This window comes from Tabrizicola soli (assembly GCF_015999335.1).
Lineage (GTDB): Bacteria > Pseudomonadota > Alphaproteobacteria > Rhodobacterales > Rhodobacteraceae > Tabrizicola > Tabrizicola soli.
The window spans coordinates 174,727-199,992 of the sequence record NZ_JAEACP010000002.1 but is presented as its reverse complement, the minus strand read 5'-3'; the positions used below and the strand labels follow the sequence as shown (position 1 = coordinate 199,992).

Sequence of the window (25,266 nt, the reverse complement as noted above, 5' to 3'; positions counted from 1 at the left end):
CGAAGCGGCGCGAAAGGGCTAGCGCAGGGAAGGGTCTAAAAATTTTCGCGAAAATTTTTAGACCCGGCCTTTGAGCATCCGGGTCAGGGTGCCGTCGCCTTCGGCCTGGCGCTTGAGCGCGCCGAGGATGTGGACCGCGATCAGCGCCATCAGGAGCTTGGTCAGGATGTCGTGCAGCCCGAACCAGAAGGTCTCGGCCTGTTCGGAGGCCTCGACCAGCGGCGGGACGATCCAGCGGTCGGCGATCATCACGTCGATGCCGGTGGCGGAACTGCCGGCCCAGCCGGTCAGCGGGAGGGCGACGAGCAGAAGGTAGATCGCCCGGTGCACGGCGCGGGCGGTCCAGAACAGCGCGTTGCGCGGACCAAGCGGCAGGGGCGGGGGGCTGGCGATGTGCCAGGCGATCCGCAGGAGAATCAGGGCAAGGGCAAGGAAACCCAGGGTCTTGTGCAAGCCGTAAAGCCAGAGGTTGGCCAGTCCCGGCTCGAGGTTCGCGAGGCGCAGGCCGAGCGCCAGCTGGCCGAGGATCAGGAGCATCATCGTCCAGTGGAGGAGGCGGGTGACAAGGCCGAACTCCTCGGGGCCGTTCTTCAGCCCCATGTCAGCCGGCCGCGTCGATGCGGGCGGTGATCAGGATCCGCACCTCGTCCCCGACCATGTCGGACCAGCCGGTCGCGCCGAAGTCCGAGCGCCTGACGCGGCCCGAGAGCTTGACGGTGAGATGCTCGAGGTCGTCGGCCGTGCTGCCGTTCGGGCGGAAGATCCGGGCGCGCAGGGTGACGGTCCTGGTCACGCCCCGGATGGTGAGCTTGCCGGTGACATCCGCCGCCGTGCCGGCGCGCCTGACCGAGGTGCTTTCGAAGGTCATCCGGGGATGGTCCCGCGCGGCCAGCACCTTCGGCCCTTTCAGCGCCTGGGCGGCGAAGGGAAAGCTCGCCTGCGCCCCGGTCACGTTCAGCGCCACCTGGACGGTGCAGTTCGCCAGGTTGTCGAAGTCGAGCCGGAGGTCCGCCTTCTCCAGCGGGATCGAGCCGGTGATGAGGTCGGGCCCGAAGTCGGTCTCGAAGGCCACGGTCGAGGCGCTGGCGTCCATCCGGTAGGCGACGGTCGCGGCCTGGGCGCAGGGCGCAAGACCGATGGCGATCAGGGCGGCAACGGCTAGGCAGCGCATGGCTTTCCCCCCGGAGGTCTGGGTCACTCTAGCATCCGGAGGGGAGTCGGGCAAAATCAAGCCGTCGTGCTACTGCGCGCAATAGGCGCCGTCGACCAGGTGGCAGGAGCCGGTGATGAAGCTGGCGCGGTCCGAAAGCAGGTATTGCGTCAGGTCCGCCACCTCATCCGCGCGGCCGAGGCGGCCGATGGGATGGGCGGCGACCAGCGCCTCCTTCGCGCCGGGGGGCAGGGCCGAGAGGAGCGGCGTGTCGATGAAGGCCGGGCCGATGGCGTTCACCCGGATGCCTTTCGCCGAATATTCCAGCGCCGCCGATTTCGTGAGCCCGACCACCGCATGTTTCGCCGCCACATAGGCCGCCGAATTGGCGAACCCGACCGAGCCCAGGATCGAGGCGATGTTGACGATGGCCCCGCCGCCGGCCTTCAGCATCTCGGGGATGGCGAAGCGCATGCCGTAGAAGACCGCGTTCAGGTTCACGTCGATCACGCGCCGCCAGCCGTCCAGCGGGTATTCCCCGGTCGGCGCCTGCGCCCCGCCGATGCCGGCGTTGTTCACCAGAAGCTGCAGGCCGCCCTGCCAGCCGGCGGCCTCGGCCACCAGGCGCTCGACCGTCGCGGGGTCGGAGACGTCGCCCGCCGCCGGAATCGCGGTTCCGCCCGCCTTGGCGATCGCGGCCGTCACGCGTTCGGCGGCCTCGGATTTCAGGTCCTGCACCACGACATTCGCGCCGCTGGCGGCAAGGCCCAGGGCAATCGCCTCGCCGATCCCCGAGCCCGCGCCGGTCACGAGGGCGGTCTTGCCGGTAAAGGTGATGTCCATGCCGGTTCTCCTTCTGTCATGCCATGGGACAGCAAGACAGGCTTTGGGCGAAAGTTCCATGACCTGCGGCAATTCGCGCGGGGATCAGCCGGGACCTTCTCCGGGCGGCAGACGGCAGACTCATGCGACCGATCCCATGATGTTCGCGCGCAGGTCCTCGATCCGGCCCTTTGCCCCGGCGCGGTTCCGGCCTAACTTGCCCCGAAGCGAACGGAGGCAGCATGCAGACCCTGACCCTTGGCACATCCGGCCTGACGGTATCGCGGCTTTGCCTTGGCACGATGACCTGGGGCAGCCAGAATACGGAATCCGAGGCCCATGCCCAGGCCGACATGGCCGTCGATCATGGCGTGACCTTCTGGGACACGGCCGAGATGTATCCGACCAACCCCGTCCGGCCCGAGACGCTGGGCCGGAGCGAGGAGATCATCGGCGCCTGGCTGGCCGCGCGCGGCGGGCGCGACCGGCTGGTGCTGGCGACCAAGATCACCGGCAAGGGCCAGACCGTCCGCCCCGGCCAGCCGATCAGCGGCGCCAGTTTCCGTGCCGCGGTCGAGGGCTCGCTGAAGCGGCTGGGGACGGATTACATCGACCTTTACCAGCTGCACTGGCCGAACCGGGGCAGCTACCACTTCCGCCAGATGTGGGATTATGCCCCCACCGCGACCGACAAGGCGGCCGAGACCGCGCATATGACCGAGGTCCTGACCACCGCACGGGCCCTGATGGACGAGGGCAAGATCCGCGCCATCGGGCTGTCGAACGAAAGCGTCTGGGGCGCGGGGCGCTGGCTGCATCTGGCCGAGGTGCTGGGCCTGCCGCGCATGGCCAGCGTGCAGAACGAATACAGCCTGCTCTGCCGCCAGTTCGACACCGACTGGGCCGAGTTCAGCCTGGCCGAGGACATGCCGCTGCTCGCCTTCTCGCCGCTGGCGGCCGGGCTTCTGTCGGGCAAATACGCCGGGGACGTGATCCCGGAAGGCTCGCGCCGCAGCTTCACGCCCGAGCTTGGCGGCCGCGTCACGCCGCAGGTCTTTCCGGCGGTCGCGGCCTATCTCGGCGTGGCCGCGCGCCATGGCCTCGACCCCTGCCAGATGGCGATCGCCTTCTGCCTGTCGCGGCCCTTCCGCACCATCCCGATCCTGGGTGCGACCAGCCTGCCGCAACTGGCCGCGAACCTGGGCGCCGCCGACCTTGCGCTTGCGCCCGAGGTGCTGGAGGAGATCGCGGAAACCCACCGGGCCTTCCCCGCGCCCTACTGAGGGCCTTGCGGCGCGGGGCGGTTCAGGGCACTCCTGAACTCCTGTCGGAGGGATCCATGCCGCACCTGCCCCGCCTCTGCCTTGCGCTTGGCCTTACGGTCCTGCTCGCCGCCTGCCAGCTGTCGCCCAAGGCGGAGACGCCGCCGCAGGACGTGACGCCGAACGCCGTCACCGGCGACGCGATCGAGGTCACGGCGCTGGACGCCCCGCCCGCCGCGGCTGACACGGTGGGCGAACCGGCCGCCAAGGTCCAGACCGCGCCCCCGGTCGCGCCCGCCCCGGTCGCCACGCCCGCGCCCCAGCCCGATCTTGCGGCCGAGGTGGCGCTGCCCGCGAAATCCGCGATGCAGCTGGCCTGCGAGAAGAAGAAGGGCCGCTGGACGCGGGCCGGCAAGGGCGATCTTCACAGCTGCGTCTACGACACGCGCGATGGCGGCAAGCAGTGCACCCGCGAGAGCCAGTGCGAGGGGGTCTGCCTGGCCCGCTCGGGCACCTGCGCGCCGGTCAGGCCGCTTTTGGGGTGCAACGAGATCCTGCAGGACAATGGCGCGAGGGTGACGCTGTGCATCGACTGATCCTCGCCGCGCTGGTGGCGCTGGCCGCCTGCGCCCCGGCGCCGCAGAAGGTCGCCGGGTTCCGCGATCCCGCGACGCCGGTCTGGTCCGCCGCCGCCTTCGCGCCGGAACGCGCGGCGGGGGAGTGGCGGCAGGTCGCGTCCCATGCCCGGCGGCCGGGCGGCTGCGCCTCGGGGGCGGTGCGGATGACCCCGGCCCAGGGGGGGCTTGCCATCGACGGCACGCTCTGCATCGACGGCGAGGCCCGGCCGGTCCATGCGCTGGCCCGCCCCGCCGGTCCCGGCCGGCTGGCGCTGGCGGGGCAGGAGGACTGGTGGATCCTCTGGGTCGACGAGGGCTACCGCACCCTTGCCATCGGCACGCCCTCGGGCCGGTTCGGCCTTGTCCTCGACCGCGGGGCGATCCCGCCCGACCGGCTGGCCGCCGCGCGCGCGGTCTTCGACTTCAACGGCTACAACCCCGCCGCCTTCCGCCCCTTCTAGCGCACCCTGTCGCACAGCGCGGCCAGATGCGCCGCCATGTCGCGCGCGCCGACCTCGGCCTCGCGCACCAGAAGGTCGAAATGGCCGGTGATCGTCTCGACCCGCGCGCTGTCGCGGAAGGCCAGGTAGTGCCGGCCGAGGTAGATCACCGCCAGAAGCGGGCCGAACACCGTCACCGGGGCGGAAAAGAGCTTCCGCGCATCGAACAGGCACAGCCGCAGCGAGGGGTACAGCTGCTCGCAGAGCCGCATCAGGTGCTGAAGCTGTTCGCGCCGGACCTCTGCCGCCAGCCCTTCGTAATAGCCGCTGCCGGTGGCGAAGGCGGTCAGCTCGTGCATCGGCAAGGCGATCTCGTAATCCGATCCGGCCCCGCGCATCCATTTCAGCCGGTCCTCGAAGGCCCCGATCGCCTGTTCCGCCGTCCGGCCCAGTTGCGGCTCGTATTCCCATTCCACCACCGCCCGCGTCTTCAGCATGTCGGGCAGCGTCGCCGGGACGTGGCGGATCTTGTAGCCCGCCGCCTCCTGGTGCCAGCCGAAGATCCGCTCGTCGATCAGGGCGCGCGGCGCTTCGGTCAGCGACAGCGAGGCCGCGAGCAGGTCGGCGATCGGTTCCGGCCGGCCCGAGAGGCCCAGAAGCCAGTCCGCGCTGATTCCCAGCGCCCGGGCGCAATCCGCCGCGAGCTGCGCATTGGGCAGGCGCGTGCCCGCCTGCAACAGCGCCGAAATGGTGGAACGGTCCACCCCCGTGCGCCGCGCGAGTTCCGCCTGGGTGAGCTTCCGGCTGGCCATCGCCTCGGCCAGGCGGGCGCGGAAGAGGGGGGCGCGGTCGCGTTTGTCGATTTTTTCCATCATCTGTCCTTTTTACAGAACAACTGCGGGGTTCAGTTTACAATATCCCGAATGTCCACCAGAGGGTCCAACCATTATCCTGATGCGACAGTTCCCCGTTCAGGTCCCGCAAGTGCAAACCCCGTCCCGCGCCATCGAATGGCCCACGCTGCTCGTCTTCGCCGCAACCTATGCCCTCTGGGCGCTTGCGACCACCGCGCTCTGGGACGCCTCGCCGGTGCTTGCCATCGCCGCCGCCGCGCTGGCGATCGGGCAGTTCTCCTCGCTGACACATGAGGTCCTGCACGGCCATCCGTTCCGCAACCAGACCCTGAACGAGGCGCTGGTCTTTCCCGGACTCTGCATCTTCGTCCCCTACCTGCGGTTCAAGGACACCCACCTCCAGCACCATTTCGACCCGGCGCTGACCGACCCCTATGACGATCCGGAGTCGAATTATTCCGACCCGGCGGTCTGGGACCGGCTTCCCGGCGCGGTCAAGGCGCTGCTGCGGTTCAACAACACGCTGTTCGGCCGGATGCTGGTGGGACCGGCGATCGGGATCTGGACCATGGTCGCGGGCGACCTGCGCCTGATGCGGCGGGGCGACCGGCGCGTCCGGCTGGCCTGGGCGCTGCATCTGCCGGGCGTGGCGCTGGTGCTGGGCTGGCTTGCCGTCGCCGCGATGCCGGTCTGGGCCTATCTCCTCTCGGCCTACCTGGGCTGGAGCCTCCTGAAGATCCGCACCTATCTGGAACACCGCGCGCATGAGGCGGCGCGGGCGCGCACGGTCGTCATCGAAAGCCGGGGGCCGCTGGCCCTGCTGTTCCTGAACAACAACTTCCACGTCGTGCATCACATGCACCCCGGCGTCGCCTGGTACAGGCTGCCGGCGCTCTACTTCGGCAACCGCGAGCATTACCTGCGGCGCAACGACGGCTATGTCTACCGCAACTATCTGGAGATCTTCCGCCGGCACCTGTTCCACGCCAAGGACCCGGTGCCGCATCCGGTCTGGCCGGTCAGGAAGGCGTCAGACCAGGCGGCGGAACTGGGGGGTGGGGCCGGAATTGTCGAAGAACGGCACGCCGGGCTGGTCGCCGCCCGCCATTAGGGCCGCGACCTCGGCCAGCACGACCTCGGTGACGAAGGGCAGGTCCAGCGCGCGGGCCTCGGGCAGCGGGAGCCAGCGCAGGAAGGCGAGCTCGCCCGAGGCATTGGCGAAATCCTCGGCATCGCCCGCAAGGCAGCCGGCATCGGCGAGGAAGAAGCGCGCGTCGAAGCGGCGCGGGCGGCCGGGCGGGGTGATCGCGCGAAAGACGAAGCGCAGCGCACCCGCGAGGGGCGCGGCCATGGTCAGGCCGGTCTCCTCGACCAGTTCGCGCCGGGCGGCGGCGACCAAGGCATCGGGCGCGGTCGCCCCGGCCATCAGCGACAGCCGCCGGGTGCAATCGGGGGCAAGGAAGCCGGGGCAGGGGGCGGCGTGATCCTCGGGATCGACCCTGCCGCCGGGAAAGACGAATTTCGACGGCATGAACACCGCGCCTGCGCCGCGCTGGCCCATCAGCACCTGCGCGCCGCCGGGCGCGTTGCGGACCAGGACCACCGTCGCCGCGGGCCGGATCGGCTCAGACATCGGGCGAGGATCCGAAGCCGTGCATCCGCTTGGCCCATTGCAGCGCCACCAGCGCGCCCTTCAGCCGGGGCAGAAGATAGAGCGACAGCGCCACCGTCCCCAGGGTGAAGCCCACCGCCATGGTCACCGGGTCCGGCCGCCATTTCGTGTAGACGATCAGCAGGAGCGGCGCGAGCAGGTGGCCCACGATCAGGATCGTCATATAGGCCGGCCCGTCATCCGCCCGCTGGTGATGCAGCGCCTCGCTGCAGACCGGGCAGGCGTCGCGCACCTTGAGATAGCCGCGCATCATCGGCCCGGCGCCGCAGTTCGGGCAGCGCCGCCGCCAGCCGCGCCACAGGGCGGGCTTCACCGGGCGGTCTTCTTCCTCGTCGGCAAGGGCGACGGTCTGGGCAGGGGTCATCGCAGCGGGTCTCCGGTCGGGCCAGACGCGCAACATAGTGACTCGGCGCCGGTTGTGAAGGGGCAAGGCCGGGTCCTGTGTCGGCATGTCGCAAATTCCGCCGAGCCGCGACGGAAACCGCCACCCCCGGCGTGAGACAGTCATCGGACCCGACGAACGGGTCCAGAAATGGAGACCGTGATGAAGAAGACCACCAGGACCACGCTTGCCGTTCTCGCCGCCGCCGGCGCTGTCGCCGCCACCGCCGCCTTCGCCGAGATGGGCCCGGGCGGGATGAGGGGCGGCATGGGCGGCCATGGCGGGATGGGCGGCGGGGCCATGCTCCTGCAGGAGTTCGACACGCTGGACGCCGACAAGGACGGCAAGGTCACCCCGGCCGAGATCGCGGCCCAGCGGCAGGCCCGCTTCACCGCGGCCGATGCCAATGGCGACGGCAAGCTGGACGCGACCGAACTGACCGCCTTCCAGACCGCAAGGATGGCCGAGCGGCTGGCCGCCCGCACCGAGCGGATGCTGAAATGGCTGGACGCCAACGGCGACGGCGCGCTTTCCGCCGACGAGATGCCCGACGGTCCCTCGGCCGACCGGCTGGCGCGGCTGGACAGCGACGGCGACGGCGCGATCTCGCGCGAGGAGGCCGACGCCGCGCTGAAGTGGATGTCCGAGCGGATGCGGCACGGCAAGGGCATGAAGGGCGGCCAAGGCATGATGGGCGACGACGACTGACCCTTGCGGCCCGGCCCGGAACGGGCGACCCTTGCGGGGATGGTGATGGCCTTCGACGCGGACATGGCTTCGGACGAGGCGCTCATGGTGCTCTATGCGAATGGGGACCCCGGCGCCGCGCGGACGCTTGCCCACCGCGTCACTCCCCGCATCCACGCCTACGCCGTCCGGATGCTGGGCGGCGACCGGGCCGAGGCCGAGGATGTCGCCCAGGAGACCATGCTGCGGCTCTGGCGCATCGCGCCCGAGTGGCGGCAGGGCGAGACCAGGGTGACGACCTGGGCCTACCGGGTCGCCACCAACCTCTGCCTCGACCGGCAGCGCGCGCGCCGGCGCAAGGCCCAGACCGCGCTGGAGGATGCGCCCGACCTCGCCGCGGACGGCCCCAGCGCCGAGGGCCGCCTGGTGCAGGCCGACCGCATGGCCGCGCTGCAGGCGGCACTTGGCGAACTGCCCGAGCGCCAGCGTCAGGCCGTGGTGCTGCGCCATATCGAGGGGCTGGCCAATCCCGAGATCGCCGCCGTCATGGAGATCGGCGTCGAGGCGGTGGAAAGCCTGACCGCCCGCGGCAAGCGCGCCCTTGCCGCGATCCTTGCCGGGCGGCGTGACGAGCTTGGATACAAGGACGACCCCGATGCCGAATGACGATCTCGACGACCTCTTCGCCAGTGCCGCGCGCCAGCGCATCGACCCGTCCGAGGCGCTCCTTGACCGGGTCGTCGCCGATGCCCTGGCGCTGCAACCCCGGCCCCTTGCCCTTTCCCCGGCCCCCGCGCCGCGCCCCGGCCTTCTGGCCCGGCTGGCGCTGGCCCTTGGCGGTGGCCCGGTGCTGGCGGGCGTCTGCACCGCCGCCGTGGCGGGGCTGATGCTGGGCTATTTCAGCCCCACGACCTATGACTACCTCACCTCGGGCCTGACCGGGGCCGAGGCGATCGACCTGTTCCCGACCACCGACTTCCTGTCCTCCGAGGGCTGACGCCATGACCGACCCCACCGCACCCCCCGCCGCGCCGCCGCGCCCCGGCCGTGGCCTGAAGATCGCGCTGGCGCTTTCGGTGGCGCTGAACCTGGCGGTGGCGGGGCTGGTCGTAGGGGCCTGGGCTTCGGGCCACGGACCGCGCCACGGCGGCCCGCGCGACCTCTCCTTCGGCCCGTTCAGCGCGGCGCTGAGCCCGCAGGACCGCCGCGCCCTGCGCCAGGCCTTCCTGGACCGGACCCCCGACCTGCGCGCCAGCCGCGAGGCGGCGCGGGCCGAGTTCCAGACCCTCCTCTCCGCCCTGCGCGCCCGGCCCTTCGATCCCGCCGCCCTCTCCACCGCCCTGGCCGCCATCGAGGCGCGCAACGCCAGCCGGCTGGAACTGGGCCGAAGCCTGCTGGAGACCCGCCTCGCCGGGATGGACGAGGCCGAGCGCCTGGCCTTCGCCGACCGGCTGGAGGCAGGCCTGCGCCGCCGCGACTAGGCCGCGCTTTTGCGGTAGGTGACCTGGTTCCGCCCCGCGCCCTTCGATTCAAGCAGGGCGAGGTCGGCCTGTTCCACCAGCGCATCCACCGACAGCGGCACCCCTTCGGCCAGCGCCGAAACCGCCACCCCGATCGAGACCGTGACCGTCAGCCCCAGCCCCGAGGGCAGGCGGATCGGACGTGCATCCAGCGCCGCGCACAGCCGCTCGGCGACCCGCCGCGCCTCGGGCGTCGCGCTGTCGGGCAGGACGGCCAGGAATTCCTCGCCGCCGATCCGGGCGAGAAGGTCGCCCTCGCGCAGGTTGGCCCGCAGCCGCCGCGCGACCTCGGCCAGGACGGCATCGCCGGCGGCATGACCATGCTGGTCGTTCACCACCTTGAAGCGGTCGAGATCCACCACCATCACCGCGAGATCCCGGCCCCGCTCCACCGCCTGGGCGGCGATCGTGGTCAGCGCCTGCGCCGCATAGCGCCGGTTGTGCAGCCCGGTCAGCGGGTCGATCATCGCCAGCCGCAGGTTGTCCTCAATCCGCGCGCGGGTGCGGTCGCCCTGCCGCTTGCGGCGCAGAAGGCTGCGGGTGCGCAGCGCCAGTTCCGTCGCGGTGACATGCGGCGCCACCACGTCGTCCGCGCCCAGGTCGAAGGCGATCGCGGCCTCGTCGCCCTCGGCCGCCCGGCCCACCACGCAGACCGCGGAATGGCGGGTGGCGAGGTTGCTCTTCAACTCGGACACCAGCCGCAGCGAGGAGCCGGCATCGCCGTCCTCGTCGTGGATGATGAAGACATCCGGCACCTCGGCCCCCTGCGCCGCCGCCGCCTCGGCCAGCGCCTGGGCGCGCGACAGGACCACCAGCCGGTCGCGCAACTGCCCGGCAAGGTCCGCCTGCAGCTGCCGCGCCACCTCGGCCTGTCCGGTCACCACCGCCACCGTGGCGCTGGGCTCAAAGGCCGCCGCGGTCTCGGCCAGGCCGGCGGGCTGCAGTTCGGCATCCGAAAAGACGATCTCGGCCCGCGTGCGCAACAGGTTGCGCACCCGCGCCAGCAGCACCTGGTCGCTGGCCGGCTTCACGATCACATCGTCCGCCCCGGCCGAGAACGCCCTGAGCCGCGTCTCGCTGTCGCGTGCGGCGGTCAGGGCGATCACCGGAATGTCGCGCAGCCGCGGATCGCCCCTGAGCCGGCGCAGCACCTCGTAGCCGGAGATGTCCGGCAGGCCGATGTCGAGGAGAATCAGGTCGGGCCGTTCCGCCAGCGCCAGCGCCAGACCGCTTTCGCCGTCGCAGGCCAGCACGGGCTCGTAGAAGGCCGCCGCCAGGCGCGCCCGGTAGACGATGCGGTTTGTCGCCACGTCGTCGACAATAAGGATCCGTCCACTCATCTTTTTGCAGCCATGCCCGGATGACCAAGGTGCTGAACAGTCTGTTACCGAGAGAGTTAAGAAATCCTTTCAGAATTGCGGCGAAGGCATTATTTCGACGCCGAGGCAGATGGAAATCAGCATGAAACAGGCCCAGAACCCGCGGGAATCCGCGCAGATGCTCGCGCTGCGGGCGCTTGCCTGGCTTGCCGCCGACGCCGGGCGGATCGGCGGTTTCATGGCCGCAACCGGCGCGGGTCCGGCGGAACTTGCCGCTCGCGCGCAGGATGCGGACTTCCAGCTGGCGATTCTCGATTTCCTGCTCATGGACGATCGCCAGGTCATCGCCTTCTGCGATGACGAAGGCCTGCCCTATACCGCACCGCTTTCCGCCCGCGCCGCCCTGCCCGGCGGGGCCGAGCCCGACTGGACCTGAAGATGATCGACGGACTGCTTTTCGACAAGGACGGAACCCTGTTCGACTTCCGCCTCTCCTGGGGCGGCTGGGCCGCTGGCTTCCTGACCTCCGTCGCCCGGGACGAGGCCCATGCCACCCGCATGGCGCAGGCCATCGGCTATGACCTTGCCGCCCGCGACTTCGCCCCGGACAGCCCGGTGATCGCCGGAACCGCGGCCCAGATCGCGGTCTCCCTTCTGCCCGAGCTTCCGGGCTACACGCTGGACGACCTCACCGACCTGATCAACGACACCGCCGGCACCGCCCCCATGGCCGAGGCCGTGCCGCTGCGCCCCTTGCTGACCGGCCTGCGCGAGCGGGGGATGCGGCTGGGGGTGGCGACCAACGATTCCGAGGCCCCGGCCCGGCGGCATCTTCAGGCGCATGGCATCACCGGGCTTTTCGACTATATCGTCGGCTACGATTCCGGCCATGGCGCCAAGCCCGGCCCCGGCATGTGCCTGGGCTTCCTGCATGCCTTCGGCCTGCCGCCCGGCCGCACCGCCATGGTGGGCGACAGCCTGCACGACCTCCACGCCGGCCGCGCCGCCGGGATGCGCACCATCGCCGTGCTGACCGGCGTGGCCGCCGCCGCCACGCTTGCGCCCCATGCCGATGTCGTCCTGCCCGACATCGGCGCCATTCCCGGCTGGCTGGCGCAACTTCCCGGCTGATCGCCTGAAAACGACGCATTTGCGTCGCTCCTGCGGTTCCCATCGCCCGCGCGCTTCCGTCATCCTGCCGCCAAGACAGCGGAGGATGCGATGACCGATGAGCCAACCCGTAAGAAACGCGCCGGTGGACGCGCGGGCATGAAGGTGCGCGCGGGCTCGGCCGCCATCGACCAGATGCCCTGGCGCATCCCGGTCAACCCCGACGCCCCGACCGAGCCCCTGGACGCCGACGGGGTGCAGCGCATCCACAAGACTGCGATGCGGATCCTGTCCGACATCGGGATCGAGTTCCTGAACCCCGCGGCGGTGGAGCACCTGCGCCGCGCCGGTTGCATCGTCACCGGCACCAACGTCCGCATGGACGAAGCCTTCGTGATGGAGATGCTCGCCCGCGCGCCGGAAAGCTTTACCATCACGCCGCGCAACCCGGACCACGAGGTGGTCATGGGCGGCAAGCACATGCTGTTCGTGAACGTCTCCTCGCCGCCGAACGCCTGGGACATGGAGCGCGGCAAGCGCTCGGGCGATTTCGAATCCTTCAAGGAATTCATGAAGCTGACGCAGTATTTCAACTGCATCCACATCGCGGGCGGCTATCCGGTGGAACCCGTGGACATCCACGCCAGCGTCCGCCACCTCGACTGCCTTCACGAAAAGCTGACCCTCACCGACAAGGTCGTCCACGCCTATTCGCTGGGGGCCGAGCGGGTCGAGGACGTGATGGAGATGGTCCGCATCGCGGGGGGGCTGACCCATTCGGAATTCGACGCGAAGCCGAGGCTCTATACCAACATCAACTCGGTCTCGCCCCTGAAGCACGACTACCCGATGCTCGACGGCGCGATGCGGATGGCGAAACGCGGCCAGCCGGTGGTGGTGACGCCCTTCACCCTGGCCGGGGCGATGGCCCCCGTCACCCTGGCCGGCGCGGTGGCGCTGTCGATCGCCGAGGCGCTGGCGGCCATCGCGCTTTTGCAATACATCGCGCCGGGCTGCCCGGTCGCCATCGGCACCTTCACCTCGAACGTGGACATGAAGTCCGGCGCCCCGGCCTTCGGCACCCCGGAATACATGCGCGCGACGCAGATGACCGGCCAGCTTGTCCGGCACTACAGGCTGCCGCTGCGCTCCTCCGGCGTCTGCGCCGCCAACGTCCCCGACGGCCAGGCGATGTGGGAGACGTCGAATTCGCTCTGGGCCTCGGTCCAGTCGCGCACCAACATGGTCTACCACGCCGCCGGCTGGCTGGAGGGCGGGCTGATCGCGAGCCCCGAGAAATTCATCATGGACTGCGAGGTCCTGCAGATGATCCAGCGCTATTTCGAGGGGGCGACCTGGGCCACCACCGAGGACGACCTCGCCTTCGACGCGATCCGCGAGGTCGGCGCAGGGGGGCATTATTTCGGCGTCCAGCACACCCAGGAGCGCTACCAGCACGCCTTCTATGCGCCCTTCGTCAGCGACTGGCGGAACTACGAGGCGTGGCAGGCGGACGGATCGGTCTGGACGGTCGAGCGCGCGCACCGGATCTACAAGCAGATCCTGGCCGAATTCGAGGCGCCGGAGATGGACCATGCGGCGCAGGAGGAACTGACCCGCTTCGTCGCCCGAAGGAAGCAGGAAGGCGGCGCGCCGACCGATTTCTAGGCGCATCCCCGGCGGCACGGGCCACCGGAAATCGAACGATTTCCGGCACGATTTCCGTTCGGAAATCGCCGTCGCGCCGGGTGAGGCCGTCCTGCCATTGACGAAAGCGGCCCTTGCGGCAAACCATTCGGGATCGCCAGCACGAGAAGCCGCCATGACCCCTGTCGAAGCCTCTCTCGCCGACCTCGCCGCCGCTTTGGCCGAGGGCCGCACCACCTCGGTCGCGCTGCTGGCCGCCTGCCTGCAGCGCATCGCCGCCTATGACCGCTGCGGCCCCCGGCTGAACGCCATTCCGGTCCTGAATCCGCAGGCCTTTGCCGACGCCCGCGCCTCCGACCTCCGGCGCGCGGCGGGAAAGGCGCTCGGCCCGCTCGACGGCATCCCCTATACCGCCAAGGACAGCTTCAAGGCCAGGGGCCTGACCGTCGCCGCAGGCTCGCCCGCCTTTGCCGGGCTCATTGCCAGCGACGATGCTTTCGCCATCGCCCGGCTGCGCGCCGCCGGGGCGGTGCTGGTCGGGCTGACCAACATGCCCCCGATGGCGAACGGCGGCATGCAGCGCGGGCTCTACGGCCGGGCGGAAAGCCCCTACAGCGCCGACTGGCTGACCGCCGCCTTCGCCTCCGGCTCCTCCAACGGCTCGGGCACGGCCACCGCCGCCAGCTTCGCGGCCTTCGGCCTGGGGGAGGAGACCTGGTCCTCCGGCCGCGCCCCCGCCGCGCTGAACGGGCTTTGCGCCTATACGCCGTCGCGCGGGGTGATCTCGGTCCGGGGCAACTGGCCGCTCGTCCCCACGATGGACGTGGTCGTCCCCCATACCCGCAGCATGGCCGACCTCCTGCTCCTTCTCGACACGCTGGTCGCAGACGATCCCGAGACGCGCGGCGACTTCTGGCGCGCCCAGCCCTGGGTTCGCTTGCCGAAACCCTCGCGACACCGCCCCACGAGTTACCCCGCCCTTGCGGCAAGCGCGACGCTGAAGGGCAAGCGCATCGCCATCCCCGCCATGTACATCAACGCCGACGCCCAGGCCGGAGGGCAGGGGATCGGCGGTCCCACCGGCCAGCGGATAATGACCCGGCCCTCGGTGATCGCGCTTTGGGAGCAAGCCCGCAAGGCGATGGAGGCGGCCGGGGCCACCATCCTTGTCACCGATTTCCCCGTGGTCACCAATTACGAAGCCGACCGCCCCGGCGCGCCCTCGATCGCCACGCGCGGCCTCGTCCCGCCGGGCTACCTCAAGCACGAGATCGTCGACCTTTCCGCCTGGTCCTGGGACGATTTCCTGCGCGCGAACGGCGGCACGCCGGGCAGCCTGGCCGAGGTGGACGGCGCGACGATCTTTCCGCACCCACCCGGCGCGCTGCCCGACCGCTATGCCGGGTTCGACGATGACATCGCGCATTACCCCGAGCAGGCCCGCGCCCATCCCTGCGACGACTTCCGCCGGATCCCCACGCTGGAGGAGGGCCTCCGGGGCCTGGAAGCCACCCGCAAGCAGGATCTCGAGGACTGGATGGACGACCTTCGGCTTGACGCCGTGGTCTTCCCGGCACTGGCCGATGTGGCGCCTGCGGACGCCGACGTGAACCCCGCCTCCGCCGATCTCGCCTGGCGCAACGGCACCTGGGTCGCGAACGGCAACCTGGCGATCCGGCACCTCGGCATCCCGACCGTCACCCTGCCGATGGGCACCATGGAAGACACCGGGATGCCCATGGGCCTGACCTTCGCGGGCCGCGCCCAGGACGATGCGGCGCTCCTGCAACTGGCCCTGGCGTTCGAGGCCACCGGCCCCCACCGCACCGCGCCGCCGCGCACCCCCGACCTGCCCGCGCCGCCGGTCCTGTCGCCCCGCGACGCAGCGGCGCCAAGGCTCACGGTCACCATCTCGCGCCAGCAGGGGCGGCTCGGCCTGACCCTGGCCGCCAGCGCGCCGATGCTCTGGGCCTGGGTGGACGGCCAGCCCGTCCCGGGCCTGCCGGCCACCTCCGCCAGCCTGACCCTGGCCGGGAACAGGCACCGGCACAGCCCCTGGCTTCCGCCCTACGGCCCGCTGGCGATCGCGCTTTTCGCGGACGGGCAGGGCGCGATGCTCGACCTCTCCGCGTCGGACAGCTGATCCTGCGCCACGCCCCCGAGGTGTGGAGGGGCGAGATGCCTCCGGCGGGGATATTCGGGCCAGTATGAAAGGCGGGACGTATCGCGAGAAGGGGGCGCGGGCCGACGCAGTTGCCTCCAGTTCACCCGACGTCGAGCGGCAGGCAGCGGTTCGGGGTCGCGCAGGAGCAGGATGGCGGGTGGTGCGAAACGTGCGAGGTCGCGCCTCCCCTCGTGGGAGTGGTAGAGGTCTGGTGCTGCGGGCCGGCGGGCAGGACGCGACGGGGCGGAGGCAGGATTGCGTGGTCATGCCTGTGCCGGCGACGGCAGCGGCCTCGTCGCCTGCCGGTGCCCGTCGCCCGTCCCATCCCTTTCCAGATCGGGGAAGGAGCGCGGGTGGCGAGGGGAACGCCTCCCCTCACCAAGGTAGGGGGCGCTCCGGTCTCAGACCCGCGCCAGCCGCCAGAACCGCCACATCAGGCTGCCGGCCGCGCAGAACAGGCCCACCACCAGCCCCAGCCACAGCCCCACCCCGCCCAGCCCCGCCTGGAAGGCCAGGAGGTAACTGCAGGGAATCCCGATCAGCCAGTAGCTCACCGCCGCCAGGATCATCGGCACCCGCGTATCCTGCACGCCGCGCAGGAGGCCCAGCGCCATGACCTGCATCCCGTCCGCCAGCTGGAACAGCCCCGCCACCATCAGGAGCACCGTGCCATAGGCCAGGATCGCCGCGCTTTCCGGCTTGGCCATGTCCAGGAACAGGCCCACGATCGGCCGGGGCATGGTCAGGAACACCGTGACCGAGCCGACCGCCACCACCAGCGACAAGGCCACCGCCACCCCGGCGGCCCGGCGCAGCGCGGGCCATTCCTGGCGCCCCTCGAACCGCGCGACCCGGATCGTCGCTGCGCTGGACAGCCCGACATGCAGCATGAAGGTCAGCGCCGCGACTTCCAGCGCGATGCCATGCGCGGCCAGTTCCACCGTGCCGATCCAGCCCATCATCAGCGCCGAGGCGTGGAACAGCCCGCCCTCGGCCAGCCCGGTCAGCCCGATCGGCAGGCCCAGCCGCCAGACCAGCCGCAGCGAGGACCAGTCCGCCCGCCAGAACCGCTGGAACAGGTGGAACTTCCGCAACTCGGGCAGAAGTCCGGCGTATAGCCCCAGCAACAGCAGCGACATGACCTGCACGCTCAGCGTCGCCACGGCCGATCCGCGCGCGCCCATCTCGGGAAAACCCCAGTTGCCGAAGATCAGCAGCCAGTTGACCGCGATGTTCAGCCCGACCGCCGCCAGAGTGACCCAGAGCACCACCTGCGTCCGCCCGAAGGCGGAGAGGTAGCTTTGCAGCACCGTCACGCAAAGCGCCGGCACCAGACCCGCCCCGGCGATCCGCAGATAGCCCTGCGCCAGGGCCGCGACCTCGGGCTTCTGGCCCAGCGCCAGCAGGATCGGCCCCGACCACCAGAAGACCGGCGCCACCGCCAGGCCAAAGCCGATCGAGAGCCACAGCCCCATCCGCGTGTCGCGCCGGACCTGCGTCTCGTCGCCCCGCGCCAGGGCGGCGGCGACCATCGGCAGCACGGCCCGCGCAAAGCCCGCGCCCAGCACATAGACGATGAAGAACGAGGACGCCCCCAGCACCACCGCCGCCAGCGGCACCACGCCATACCAGCCGACCATGACCACATCGGTCACATGCAGCGCCATCTGCGCCAGCGAGGACCCCGCAAGGGGAAGTCCCAGCGCGAGCGTCTCCCTCGCGTGGGTGGAGTTGGACATGTCCTGCGTCATGCGGTCAGGCTTAGCCAAGGGGCGCGGCCTTCACAAGCCACCGGATCCGCCGCGCCGCGGCGACAGGCCCGGCAAGGGCCCGCGGGGATAGGCCTGCCGCAATCCTGGTCAGGCCGCGCGATCGGCCAGTGCGCGCGGGCTTCGCGGACTGCCCATCCGTCGCAGCGCGACAGAGGCAGCGCCCGTCATCCCTCGCGCCCGGCGATCAGGCGGTCGGGTCGATACGGCCGCAGCCGCTCCGCAAGCCTCCCGGCGCGGCGTCAGGCCCCGCGCCACAGAAGCATCAGCGCCGCCAGCGCGATCGCCGTGCCCAAGGTCAGCTCCAGCAGCGGAAGCACCCGCGCGACCCGGCCGCCGCCAAGCCCGGCCAGCGCGCCCTCGCGCGCCCAGACCGCCATCAGCGCCACCGCCACCGTGACCAGCGCCGTGCCCAGACCCATGACGAAGGCCCCGATCACCCCCGCCGGCGCGATCCCCAATTGCCAGGTCAGCACCAGCACGAAGAGCGCGCCCGAACAGGGCCGGATCGCGATTCCCGCCACCAGCAGCGCCGCATCGCGCCAGCCGGTCACCCGCTCCACCTCGGCGACCGAGGGCCCATGCGCATGGCCGCAGCCCGGTCCGTGCTCGTGCTCATGGCCGTGGTCGTGCCCGTGATCATGCTTCAGGCCACGGACCCCGCGCAGGACCAGCCAGAGCCCCAGCCCGGCGATCATCGCATGGCCCATGGGCGTCAGCCAGTCCTCGGCCGTGCCCTCCACCGCGCCGCGCGCCAGGCCCAGCGCCGCGACCAGCGCATAGACCAGCGCCACCGCCACCGCCGCCTGCGCCAGGCTGGACAGAAGCGCGAGCCCCGCCAGCCGCCCGACCGGCACCCGCCGCGCCACGCCATAGCCGCCGATCACCAGCTTGCCATGCCCCGGCCCCGCCGCATGCAGCACGCCATAGGCGAGGCAGACGCCCCAGAACGCGGCCAGCGCCCCCGGCTCGCCGCCGCGCAGCGCCCGGATCGCGCCCGCCAGCCGCTCCTGCGTCGCGCGCTGCGCCGCCTCCAGCCACAGGGCCGGCCCGTCCAGCGCGCCAGCCAGCCACAGAAGCAGCAGGACCAGCAGCAGGGCCAGCCCGGCCAGCCCTAGCCCGCGGCGCATGTCACCCGCACCACATCGGCGAAATTCGCCCCCACCTCGGGAAACTCGGCCTCCGGATCCTCATCCGGCGCATAGCCCGCCAGCGCCGCCAGCAGCGCCTTTTGCGCCGCATCGGGATCCGGCCTGACCACCCCGGCCGAGCAGCCCTCGCCCCCGGTCAGCACCGCGCTGCCGGGGATCGCATAGGCGACGTAATAGCCCGGATCATAGGCCCGGATCACCAGCTCGCCCCCCGCCAGCGGCACCGGCGCGTCGAAGACCCGCAGATGGGTCGAGGTGATCTTCCCCCCGGCATATGAGGCCGAAAACTCCATCGGCCGCGACAGCTCCAGCCCGGCCCCGGCCAGCGCCGCATGGGTGTCGCCGGCAAAGCCCTGGTCCCAGTTCATGTCGAAACCCGACAACCGCGTCGCTTCCTCGGGCGTGAGCTTGCCGTCCCAATCCGGGTCCAGCCCCAGGTCGCCGATGATGTACAGCGAGTAAAGCTCGTCATAGGTCCAGCCGATGCGGATCCCGGTCGCCTCGTTCCGCTCGTTCAGGATCACCTCGACCGTGGCGTCGATGAACACATGCGGATGCGCCAGCGCCGGGCCCGCCGCCAGAACTCCACAGATCACGCCGATCATCCGCATGGCGCGCAACCTACCCAACCCGACTTTCAGGGCCAAGACCCGCAGCTTCCTCTTGGCAGAAATACTCTCGGGCTATGCCGACTGTTGCGCCATCGGTTCGAGAAACAGTCGGCATGGGGGGGGGCGAAGCGCCCCCAGCGACCGAGGAGGAGGGCGCAAGCCCCGACGACGAGAGGAAAAGGCTTCGCGCGCCAGCGCCCGATTCAACAGCCGCCCCTTACCCGCGCTGCATCGCCGGATGGGTCGCCGAGTCGTAGATCTCCGGCCCCATCCCCAGCACCTGCACCGCGCGGCCCACGATCAGGGGATCGGGCGTGCCGACCACGGCATGATCCTTGTTCGGATAATCCAGCGTCGACAGGAAATGCCGCATGCAGTTCAGCCGCGCCCGCTTCTTGTCGTCCGACTTGACGATCACCCAGGGCGCGTCGGCGGTATCGGTGTAGAAGAACATCGCCTCCTTCGCCTCGGTATAATCGTCCCACTTGTCCAGGGACGCCTTGTCGATCGGCGACAGCTTCCACATCTTCAGGGGATCGGTCTCCCGCGCCAGGAACCGCGCGCGCTGTTCCTTCTGCGTCACGCTGAACCAGTATTTGTAAAGCCGGATCCCCGAGCGCACCAGCATCCGCTCCAGCTCCGGCGCCTGGCGCATGAATTCCAGGTATTCGCTGGGCGTGCAGAAGCCCATCACCCGCTCCACCCCGGCGCGGTTGTACCAGCTGCGGTCGTAGAACACCATTTCCCCCGCCGTCGGCAGATGCGCGATGTAGCGCTGGAAGAACCACTGGCCCTTCTCCACGTCCGAGGGCTTGGTCAGGGCGCAGACCCTTGCGTAGCGCGGGTTCAGATGCTCCATGAAACGCTTGATCGTGCCGCCCTTGCCGGCGGCGTCGCGGCCCTCCATCAGGATCACGAACTTCTGCCCGGTCTCCTGCGCCCAGATCTGCACCTTCAGAAGCTCGGCCTGCAACCGGGCCTTTTCCGCCTCGTAGGTGGCGCGGCCCATCAGGCGGGCATAGGGGTAGCGGCCGGATTCGAAGGCCTGGTGCAGGGGGCTGTCCGCCACCGGAAAGCTTTTCGGACCCGGCGCGGCAGGGGCGCCGGCGGTCACGGCGGCGGCGGTATCGATCGTCTTGCTGTCGTCCATGGGCATCTGCGCTCCTGCACCGGGTACACCGGCGGCACCCATGCACAAAACCCTGCACGCCGCCTTGACCCGGATCAACCCCGGCGCGAAATGCGAGGGAAAAGGGGCGGCACGGATCCGGATCCTGCCGCCCCATGGATCAAGGACAGCTCGGAAAGAGATGCCGCCAATGCCTCGCGGCCCGATCAGACTAGCCGCTGGCGGAATGACCCGCATACCCCATCAAGGGTAAGCGGCCGCAGGCTGCCCCGTCGCGGCCCGCGCCTGCATCCGCTCCACCGCCTCCAGCACCTGCGGCCAGGCCGCGAAGAACAGAAGCTGCCCGGTCCCGGCCAGGAATTCCACCTCCAGATGCGGATAGTCCGCCGCCAGTTCGCGGATCGTCTGCACCGGGGACTGCGGGTCCTGATCGCCCTGCAAGAGCCGGACCGGCACCCGCACCGCGCGGACGACCGCCGACCAGTCCCTCTCGGACCCGATGCATTCGGCGGTAAAGGCCGCATGGGCCGACCATTTCGCCGCCAGGCAGACCTCGGACCCTTCCAGCACCGCCGCCTTCACCTCGGGTTGCGCGAAGGTCGCCATGTCGGCCGGACTGCCGCCGTTCACCTGGCGGAAGAAAGCCTCCTTGCCCAGGCGGCGGGCCAGGCTGAAGCCCGCCTGCACCAGGAAGGGCAAGACCCTTGGCGCATGGCGCGCATTGGCCAGGATGAAGCGCTGCCACTTGTCCATCCGCTCGTATTGCGCGGGCGTGCGCACCGGCAGCTGGCAGGCGGCGCCGACGATGCCGCATACCAGGTCGGGCCGCCGGTTCGCCAGGTTCGTCGCAAAGCGCAGGTCCGCGCCCAGGGGCAGCACCACCGCGCCCTTCAGGCCCAGATGGTCCAGCACGGCGGCATAGTCCTGCGTCACCCCCTCCAGATGGTCCGCGCCTTTCGGCAGGGGTTCCGTCCGGCCATAGCCGGCGCGGACCGGCACGACCACCCGCAACCCCCGCGCCGCCGCCGCCCGCTCGGCCGCGGCGGGCCAGCGGATCAGCCCGTAGTCGAGGTGCATGTAGAGGACCGGCCGCCCCGCCGGATCGCCGAAACCGATCCAGCTCAGCCGCCGCCCGTCCGGCCCGCGCATCTCCTGCACCGGCCGGGCCTCCAGCGCCCCGCGCGGCAGCGGCCCGGCCTGCCCGCCCAGGGGCAGCAACGCCACATCCATCAGCCCCAGCACCACGCGCACCAGTTCCGACTGGCTGTGCGTCTCGGTCTTGGCCAGGACCGAGCGCACCTGCGTCCGCACCGTCTCCAGCGACCGGCCCCGCGCCTCGGCGATGTCGCGGAGGGGCAGGCCCAGCGTCACCCCGCGCACGATCTCGACCTCGGCCGCCGTCAGGCCAAAGGCCTCCTGCACCGTGTCGGCAAAGCCCTCGGGCCAGACCAGTTCGGTCGAGACCACCAGCGCCAGCGGCCTGGGTCCCCCGCCCTCGACCGGGCTGACCCGCAGGATCACCGGGCTGCCGGTGACGGTCGAGCGGATGCGCAGCGTCACCACCTTCTCGGCCCGCCGCGCAGCCACCTTGCGGATCACGCCCTGCAAGAGTTCGCGGTCCTCGGCCTCGAAGGGCAGGGCGGCGAAGGGCCCGCCCTCGGCGATCCCGAAGGCAACTGCCGCCGCCCGGTTGCAGCAGGCGACCTGCGCCCCCCCGTCCGCCAGGAAGGCGGCCGAGCGCGGGATCTCCTCCAGCACCGAACGCGGCCCCGCCTCGCGCACGGCGGCCTCATAGCGGTCGAGGAACACCGAGGCCCGCGCCAGATGCGCCTCGATCTCGGGGTCGTCCAGCGCGATGGAACTGTCGCGCAGCGGGGCGATGCGGCCTTCCCAGGCCTCCAGCAGTTTCTCCAGCCGGATCGGATCCACCGCCACGTCGTAAAGCCGCTCGACGATCTCGGCGCGGTGGTCGCGATCGGCGAAGGACGCGGCGACGGTTTTCGGCCCGGATTCGGTCATCTCGCCACACTGGTCACGTTCAGGGCCCGCACTCCTGCGCCGGCAAACGACGCAAGGGCCCCCTTTTTCTTGTCTTCTACACCCACTAGGCTTTGCCCGTCACCACAGGAGTTTTCCGATGCCCACCCTTTACGGCGTCTTCCGCAGCCGCGCCTCGCGCCCGGTCTGGCTGATGTATGAGCTGGACATGGCCTTCGACCATGTCCCGGTGATCCAGGCCTACCGGCTGCCGCAGGCCAGCGCCCCCGACGCGCAGCTGAACACCACCTCGGCCGCCTTCCTGCAGGTCAACCCGCAGGGCCAGATCCCGGCCTATGTCGAGGGCGACCTGACGCTTACCGAATCGCTGGCGATCACCAACCACATCGCCCGCACCCGCGGCGGCGACCTCGGGCCCCGCACCCCGGCCGAACAGGCGCTGATCGACCAGTGGACGCTTCTCGCCGTGACGGCCGTCGAGGGCCCGGCGCTGGAGATCCAGAACATCGTCGGGGCCGGCGGCGACCAGACGCCCGAGGGCCAGGGCGCCATCGCGATCTGCGCCGAAAAGCTGCGCCGCCCGCTGAAGCGGCTGGAGACGCATCTGGCGGCGCACAGCCACCTGGTCGGGGACCGCTTCACCGTGGCCGACCTCAACCTCGCCGAATGCCTGCGCTATGCCCAGGGCCACCGGACGCTGATCGCCGAGTTCCCGGCGGTGCAGGCCTGGCTCGCCGCCTGCCACGCCCGCCCGGCGTTCCAGCGGATGTGGACCGCCCGGCTGGCGGAACCCGCGTAAGACCGGCGAAACGTCTCGCCGACGATCTCCAGGCAAGCCGGTTTCATACCGGCGCAAATATCCCACGGGGGGCCCGGCTGTGCCTCCCGGTCCGGCGTCACGGCCAGCGCGCCCCCCACATCTTGCGCCTCTCCCCCGCAAGGTGATCTAATACGGCCAAGCCCAGACAGGATGCCCCATGCCGAACGACCTTCTCTCCCAGGCCGCGACCACCTATGACGCCTCCTCGATCGAGGTGCTCGAGGGGCTGGAGCCGGTCCGCAAGCGCCCCGGCATGTATATCGGCGGCACCGACGAGCGCGCGCTGCACCACATGGTCGCCGAGATCCTGGACAACGCGATGGACGAGGCCGTCGCCGGCCATGCCAACCGCATCGAGGTGGAGCTTCACGCCGACGGCTCGGTCACCGTGCGCGACAACGGCCGCGGCATCCCCGTCGACCCGCATCCCAAGTTCCCCGGCAAGAGCGCGCTGGAGGTCATCCTCTGCACCCTCCACGCCGGGGGCAAGTTCTCGAACAAGGCCTATTCCACCTCGGGCGGCCTCAACGGCGTCGGCTCCTCGGTCGTCAACGCGCTCTCCGACCGGATGGTGGTCCAGGTCGCCCGCAACCGCGAGCTTTACGAACAAAGCTTCTCGCGCGGCATCCCGCAAGGCGGCATCCGGAAACTCGGCCCCACCCCGAACCGCCGCGGCACCTGGGTCACCTTCCACCCCGACCCCGAGATCTTCGGCCATCAAAGCCTGAAGCCCGCGCGCCTGTTCAAGATGACGCGGTCCAAGGCCTATCTCTTCTCGGGCGTCGAGATCCGCTGGAAATCGGCCATCCCCGACGGCGACACGCCGATGGAGGCGACCTTCCACTTCCCCGGCGGCCTGTCCGATTTCCTTAACGAAAGCCTCGCCAAGGTCTCGACCTACTCCGAACGCCCCTTCGCCGGGCGCGTCAGCTTCGAGGAGAAATACCAGGTCCCCGGCTCGGTCGAATGGGCGATCAACTGGACGCCCGCGCAGGACGGCTATCTGCACAGCTACTGCAATACCGTCCCCACCCCCGAGGGCGGCACGCATGAGGCCGGGTTCTGGGCCGCGATCCTGAAGGGCATCCGCGCCTATGGCGAACGGGTGAAGAACCGCAAGGCCGAGGCGATCACCCGCGACGACCTCCTTACGGGGGGCTGCGCGCTCCTCTCGATCTTCATCCGCGAGCCGAGCTTCGTCGGCCAGACCAAGGACCGTCTCTCCACCGAGGAAGCCGCCCGCTGGGTCGAAAACGCCGTTCGCGACCATTTCGACACCTGGCTCGCCGCCGACCCGAAGTCCGCCGGGGCGATCCTCGACTTCCTGGTCCTGCGCGCCGAGGAACGCCTGCGCCGCCGCGAGGAAAAGGAAACCGCCCGCAAGACCGCCACCAAGAAGCTGCGGCTGCCCGGCAAGCTGACCGACTGCTCCGCCAAGAACCGGGAAGGGACGGAACTCTTCATCGTCGAGGGCGACTCGGCCGGCGGCTCGGCGAAAGGCGCGCGCGACCGCAACTTCCAGGCGCTCCTGCCGCTCCGCGGCAAGGTGCTGAACGTCCTCGGCGCGGCCTCCTCGAAACTCGGCGAGAACGCCGAGATCCGCGACATCTGCGAGGCCCTGGGCACCGGCATGGGCACCAGGTTCAAGGTCGACGACCTGCGCTATGACAAGATCATCATCATGACCGACGCCGATGTCGACGGCGCCCATATCGCGAGCCTGTTGATGACCTTCTTCTTCACCCAGATGCGCCCGCTGATCGACAAGGGCCACCTCTACCTCGCCTGCCCGCCGCTCTACCGCCTGACCCAGGGCGCGCGGCGGATGTATGTCGCCGACGACGCCGAGAAGGAGACCTGGCTGGCCAAGGGCCTGGGCGGCAAGGGCAAGATCGACGTCCAGCGCTTCAAGGGCCTCGGCGAGATGGACGCCAAGGACCTGAAGGACACCACGATGAACCCTTCGACCCGCAAGCTGATCCGGGTCAGCATCGACGACGAGGACGGCGGCGAGACCGGCGACCTGGTCGAGCGCCTGATGGGCAAGAAGCCGGAATTGCGCTTCCAGTACATCCAGGAGAATGCCAGGTTCGTCGAGGAACTGGACGTGTGACCTCGCACCATCGGTCGACATCATCGTAA

Annotated in this window: 26 protein-coding genes; 14 read left to right on the top strand and 12 right to left on the bottom strand. The window is 70.4% G+C overall.

The window, feature by feature from the left end; all coding sequences use genetic code 11:
- Positions 1–57 precede the first annotated feature (57 nt).
- The 3 genes from I7S92_RS02930 to I7S92_RS02920 are packed head-to-tail and all read right to left on the bottom strand — an operon-like array spanning position 58 to position 1,993.
- Positions 58–600 carry a cytochrome b gene (locus tag I7S92_RS02930; protein WP_197641973.1) on the bottom strand — a complete coding sequence of 181 codons (543 nt, stop codon included), beginning with the start codon at positions 598–600 and terminating at the stop codon, positions 58–60.
- A 1-nt stretch (position 601) separates the two neighbouring features.
- The gene (locus I7S92_RS02925) at positions 602–1,198 is read right to left on the bottom strand and encodes a YceI family protein (protein WP_197641972.1); all 597 of its coding nucleotides are present in this window, start codon (positions 1,196–1,198) and stop codon (positions 602–604) included.
- A 42-nt stretch (positions 1,199–1,240) separates the two neighbouring features.
- Positions 1,241–1,993 (bottom strand): SDR family NAD(P)-dependent oxidoreductase, encoded by a 753-nt coding sequence (locus tag I7S92_RS02920; protein ID WP_197641971.1) that lies wholly within the window; start codon positions 1,991–1,993, stop codon positions 1,241–1,243.
- A 221-nt stretch (positions 1,994–2,214) separates the two neighbouring features.
- On the opposite strand from I7S92_RS02920, the gene I7S92_RS02915 reads away from it, so the two are divergent.
- From I7S92_RS02915 to I7S92_RS02905, 3 genes are read left to right on the top strand one after another with little or no spacing between them, the layout of a single operon-like run.
- Positions 2,215–3,255: an aldo/keto reductase gene (locus I7S92_RS02915; RefSeq protein ID WP_197641970.1), complete on the top strand. Its 1,041-nt coding sequence runs from the start codon at positions 2,215–2,217 to the stop codon at positions 3,253–3,255.
- A 56-nt stretch (positions 3,256–3,311) separates the two neighbouring features.
- Positions 3,312–3,830 carry a hypothetical protein gene (locus tag I7S92_RS02910; RefSeq protein WP_197641969.1) on the top strand — a complete coding sequence of 173 codons (519 nt, stop codon included), beginning with the start codon at positions 3,312–3,314 and terminating at the stop codon, positions 3,828–3,830.
- Positions 3,818–4,312 carry a lipocalin/fatty acid-binding family protein gene (locus tag I7S92_RS02905; RefSeq protein ID WP_197641968.1) on the top strand — a complete coding sequence of 165 codons (495 nt, stop codon included), beginning with the start codon at positions 3,818–3,820 and terminating at the stop codon, positions 4,310–4,312. The genes I7S92_RS02910 and I7S92_RS02905 overlap by 13 nt, the downstream gene beginning before the upstream one ends.
- On the opposite strand, the gene I7S92_RS02900 is transcribed toward I7S92_RS02905, so the two are convergent.
- Positions 4,309–5,166, bottom strand: a complete 858-nt coding sequence (locus tag I7S92_RS02900; RefSeq protein WP_197641967.1) for a helix-turn-helix domain-containing protein — start codon at positions 5,164–5,166, stop codon at positions 4,309–4,311. The genes I7S92_RS02905 and I7S92_RS02900 overlap by 4 nt on opposite strands.
- A gap of 79 nt (positions 5,167–5,245) precedes the next feature.
- On the opposite strand from I7S92_RS02900, the gene I7S92_RS02895 reads away from it, so the two are divergent.
- Positions 5,246–6,256: a fatty acid desaturase gene (locus tag I7S92_RS02895; protein ID WP_197641966.1), complete on the top strand. Its 1,011-nt coding sequence runs from the start codon at positions 5,246–5,248 to the stop codon at positions 6,254–6,256.
- On the opposite strand, the gene I7S92_RS02890 is transcribed toward I7S92_RS02895, so the two are convergent.
- A complete protein-coding gene (locus I7S92_RS02890) occupies positions 6,176–6,778 on the bottom strand; it encodes an NUDIX hydrolase (protein ID WP_197641965.1) in 603 nt (200 codons plus the stop codon). The two genes, I7S92_RS02895 and I7S92_RS02890, sit on opposite strands and share 81 nt — an antisense overlap.
- On the bottom strand, positions 6,771–7,181 hold the full coding sequence (locus tag I7S92_RS02885; protein WP_242070039.1) for a DUF983 domain-containing protein: 411 nt from the start codon (positions 7,179–7,181) through the stop codon (positions 6,771–6,773). The genes I7S92_RS02890 and I7S92_RS02885 overlap by 8 nt, the downstream gene beginning before the upstream one ends.
- 180 nt (positions 7,182–7,361) lie before the next feature.
- Here I7S92_RS02885 and I7S92_RS02880 point away from each other — a divergent pair, with 180 nt between their 5' ends.
- The 4 genes from I7S92_RS02880 to I7S92_RS02865 are packed head-to-tail and all read left to right on the top strand — an operon-like array spanning position 7,362 to position 9,367.
- On the top strand, positions 7,362–7,907 hold the full coding sequence (locus tag I7S92_RS02880; RefSeq protein ID WP_242070038.1) for an EF-hand domain-containing protein: 546 nt from the start codon (positions 7,362–7,364) through the stop codon (positions 7,905–7,907).
- 39 nt (positions 7,908–7,946) lie between these two features.
- On the top strand, positions 7,947–8,552 hold the full coding sequence (locus tag I7S92_RS02875) for an RNA polymerase sigma factor (protein ID WP_197641963.1): 606 nt from the start codon (positions 7,947–7,949) through the stop codon (positions 8,550–8,552).
- The gene (locus tag I7S92_RS02870) at positions 8,542–8,883 is read left to right on the top strand and encodes a dihydroorotate dehydrogenase (protein ID WP_197641962.1); all 342 of its coding nucleotides are present in this window, start codon (positions 8,542–8,544) and stop codon (positions 8,881–8,883) included. The genes I7S92_RS02875 and I7S92_RS02870 overlap by 11 nt, the downstream gene beginning before the upstream one ends.
- Positions 8,884–8,887: 4 nt before the next feature.
- A complete protein-coding gene (locus I7S92_RS02865) occupies positions 8,888–9,367 on the top strand; it encodes a periplasmic heavy metal sensor (protein WP_197641961.1) in 480 nt (159 codons plus the stop codon).
- On the opposite strand, the gene I7S92_RS02860 is transcribed toward I7S92_RS02865, so the two are convergent.
- Positions 9,364–10,746: a diguanylate cyclase gene (locus I7S92_RS02860; protein ID WP_197641960.1), complete on the bottom strand. Its 1,383-nt coding sequence runs from the start codon at positions 10,744–10,746 to the stop codon at positions 9,364–9,366. The two genes, I7S92_RS02865 and I7S92_RS02860, sit on opposite strands and share 4 nt — an antisense overlap.
- A gap of 121 nt (positions 10,747–10,867) precedes the next feature.
- Between I7S92_RS02860 and I7S92_RS02855 the strand changes: the two genes are divergently transcribed.
- The 4 genes from I7S92_RS02855 (at position 10,868) to I7S92_RS02840 (ending at position 15,625) form a co-directional block, all read left to right on the top strand.
- Positions 10,868–11,161: a DUF3572 family protein gene (locus I7S92_RS02855; protein ID WP_197641959.1), complete on the top strand. Its 294-nt coding sequence runs from the start codon at positions 10,868–10,870 to the stop codon at positions 11,159–11,161.
- A gap of 2 nt (positions 11,162–11,163) precedes the next feature.
- On the top strand, positions 11,164–11,856 hold the full coding sequence (locus I7S92_RS02850) for an HAD family hydrolase (RefSeq protein WP_197641958.1): 693 nt from the start codon (positions 11,164–11,166) through the stop codon (positions 11,854–11,856).
- 90 nt (positions 11,857–11,946) lie between these two features.
- Entirely contained in the window at positions 11,947–13,503 is a 1,557-nt protein-coding gene (locus I7S92_RS02845) for a trimethylamine methyltransferase family protein (RefSeq protein WP_197641957.1), read from the top strand.
- 154 nt (positions 13,504–13,657) lie between these two features.
- A complete protein-coding gene (locus I7S92_RS02840; protein ID WP_197641956.1) occupies positions 13,658–15,625 on the top strand; it encodes an amidase in 1,968 nt (655 codons plus the stop codon).
- Positions 15,626–16,047: 422 nt separating this feature from the next.
- Here the strand turns inward: I7S92_RS02840 and I7S92_RS02835 are convergent, their stop codons facing one another.
- From I7S92_RS02835 to I7S92_RS02815, 5 genes are all read right to left on the bottom strand, one after another.
- Positions 16,048–17,397: an MATE family efflux transporter gene (locus I7S92_RS02835; RefSeq protein ID WP_197641955.1), complete on the bottom strand. Its 1,350-nt coding sequence runs from the start codon at positions 17,395–17,397 to the stop codon at positions 16,048–16,050.
- Between the two features lie 260 nt (positions 17,398–17,657).
- Positions 17,658–18,545 (bottom strand): nickel/cobalt transporter, encoded by an 888-nt coding sequence (locus I7S92_RS02830; RefSeq protein WP_197641954.1) that lies wholly within the window; start codon positions 18,543–18,545, stop codon positions 17,658–17,660.
- Positions 18,530–19,177, bottom strand: coding sequence for a DUF1007 family protein (locus I7S92_RS02825; protein ID WP_197641953.1), 648 nt, complete (start codon positions 19,175–19,177; stop codon positions 18,530–18,532). Before I7S92_RS02825 ends, I7S92_RS02830 begins: the two co-directional genes overlap by 16 nt.
- Before the next feature lie 217 nt (positions 19,178–19,394).
- Entirely contained in the window at positions 19,395–20,327 is a 933-nt protein-coding gene (ppk2, locus tag I7S92_RS02820; protein ID WP_242070037.1) for a polyphosphate kinase 2, read from the bottom strand.
- 222 nt (positions 20,328–20,549) lie between these two features.
- Positions 20,550–22,325: a bifunctional helix-turn-helix transcriptional regulator/alpha/beta hydrolase gene (locus tag I7S92_RS02815; protein WP_197641951.1), complete on the bottom strand. Its 1,776-nt coding sequence runs from the start codon at positions 22,323–22,325 to the stop codon at positions 20,550–20,552.
- Between the two features lie 118 nt (positions 22,326–22,443).
- Here I7S92_RS02815 and I7S92_RS02810 point away from each other — a divergent pair, with 118 nt between their 5' ends.
- Entirely contained in the window at positions 22,444–23,103 is a 660-nt protein-coding gene (locus tag I7S92_RS02810; RefSeq protein WP_197641950.1) for a glutathione S-transferase family protein, read from the top strand.
- Positions 23,104–23,281: 178 nt separating this feature from the next.
- Complete coding sequence (gene parE / locus I7S92_RS02805; protein ID WP_197641949.1) at positions 23,282–25,237, top strand: DNA topoisomerase IV subunit B; 1,956 nt, start codon at positions 23,282–23,284, stop codon at positions 25,235–25,237.
- Positions 25,238–25,266: the final 29 nt, after the last annotated feature.

Bases quoted from the DNA above. Each gene is read 5' to 3' on its own strand.
- I7S92_RS02930 (WP_197641973.1), bottom strand. From the start codon at position 600: ATGGGGCTGAAGAACGGCCCCGAGGAGTTCGGCCTTGTCACCCGCCTC.
- I7S92_RS02920 (WP_197641971.1), bottom strand. From the start codon at position 1,993: ATGGACATCACCTTTACCGGCAAGACCGCCCTCGTGACCGGCGCGGGC.
- I7S92_RS02915 (WP_197641970.1), top strand. From the start codon at position 2,215: ATGCAGACCCTGACCCTTGGCACATCCGGCCTGACGGTATCGCGGCTT.
- I7S92_RS02910 (WP_197641969.1), top strand. From the start codon at position 3,312: ATGCCGCACCTGCCCCGCCTCTGCCTTGCGCTTGGCCTTACGGTCCTG.
- I7S92_RS02900 (WP_197641967.1), bottom strand. From the start codon at position 5,166: ATGATGGAAAAAATCGACAAACGCGACCGCGCCCCCCTCTTCCGCGCC.
- I7S92_RS02895 (WP_197641966.1), top strand. From the start codon at position 5,246: ATGCGACAGTTCCCCGTTCAGGTCCCGCAAGTGCAAACCCCGTCCCGC.
- I7S92_RS02890 (WP_197641965.1), bottom strand. From the start codon at position 6,778: ATGTCTGAGCCGATCCGGCCCGCGGCGACGGTGGTCCTGGTCCGCAAC.
- I7S92_RS02885 (WP_242070039.1), bottom strand. From the start codon at position 7,181: ATGACCCCTGCCCAGACCGTCGCCCTTGCCGACGAGGAAGAAGACCGC.
- I7S92_RS02880 (WP_242070038.1), top strand. From the start codon at position 7,362: ATGAAGAAGACCACCAGGACCACGCTTGCCGTTCTCGCCGCCGCCGGC.
- I7S92_RS02875 (WP_197641963.1), top strand. From the start codon at position 7,947: ATGGTGATGGCCTTCGACGCGGACATGGCTTCGGACGAGGCGCTCATG.
- I7S92_RS02870 (WP_197641962.1), top strand. From the start codon at position 8,542: ATGCCGAATGACGATCTCGACGACCTCTTCGCCAGTGCCGCGCGCCAG.
- I7S92_RS02865 (WP_197641961.1), top strand. From the start codon at position 8,888: ATGACCGACCCCACCGCACCCCCCGCCGCGCCGCCGCGCCCCGGCCGT.
- I7S92_RS02860 (WP_197641960.1), bottom strand. From the start codon at position 10,746: ATGAGTGGACGGATCCTTATTGTCGACGACGTGGCGACAAACCGCATC.
- I7S92_RS02855 (WP_197641959.1), top strand. From the start codon at position 10,868: ATGAAACAGGCCCAGAACCCGCGGGAATCCGCGCAGATGCTCGCGCTG.
- I7S92_RS02850 (WP_197641958.1), top strand. From the start codon at position 11,164: ATGATCGACGGACTGCTTTTCGACAAGGACGGAACCCTGTTCGACTTC.
- I7S92_RS02845 (WP_197641957.1), top strand. From the start codon at position 11,947: ATGACCGATGAGCCAACCCGTAAGAAACGCGCCGGTGGACGCGCGGGC.
- I7S92_RS02840 (WP_197641956.1), top strand. From the start codon at position 13,658: ATGACCCCTGTCGAAGCCTCTCTCGCCGACCTCGCCGCCGCTTTGGCC.
- I7S92_RS02835 (WP_197641955.1), bottom strand. From the start codon at position 17,397: ATGACGCAGGACATGTCCAACTCCACCCACGCGAGGGAGACGCTCGCG.
- I7S92_RS02830 (WP_197641954.1), bottom strand. From the start codon at position 18,545: ATGCGCCGCGGGCTAGGGCTGGCCGGGCTGGCCCTGCTGCTGGTCCTG.
- I7S92_RS02825 (WP_197641953.1), bottom strand. From the start codon at position 19,177: ATGCGGATGATCGGCGTGATCTGTGGAGTTCTGGCGGCGGGCCCGGCG.
- ppk2 (WP_242070037.1), bottom strand. From the start codon at position 20,327: ATGGACGACAGCAAGACGATCGATACCGCCGCCGCCGTGACCGCCGGC.
- I7S92_RS02815 (WP_197641951.1), bottom strand. From the start codon at position 22,325: ATGACCGAATCCGGGCCGAAAACCGTCGCCGCGTCCTTCGCCGATCGC.
- I7S92_RS02810 (WP_197641950.1), top strand. From the start codon at position 22,444: ATGCCCACCCTTTACGGCGTCTTCCGCAGCCGCGCCTCGCGCCCGGTC.
- parE (WP_197641949.1), top strand. From the start codon at position 23,282: ATGCCGAACGACCTTCTCTCCCAGGCCGCGACCACCTATGACGCCTCC.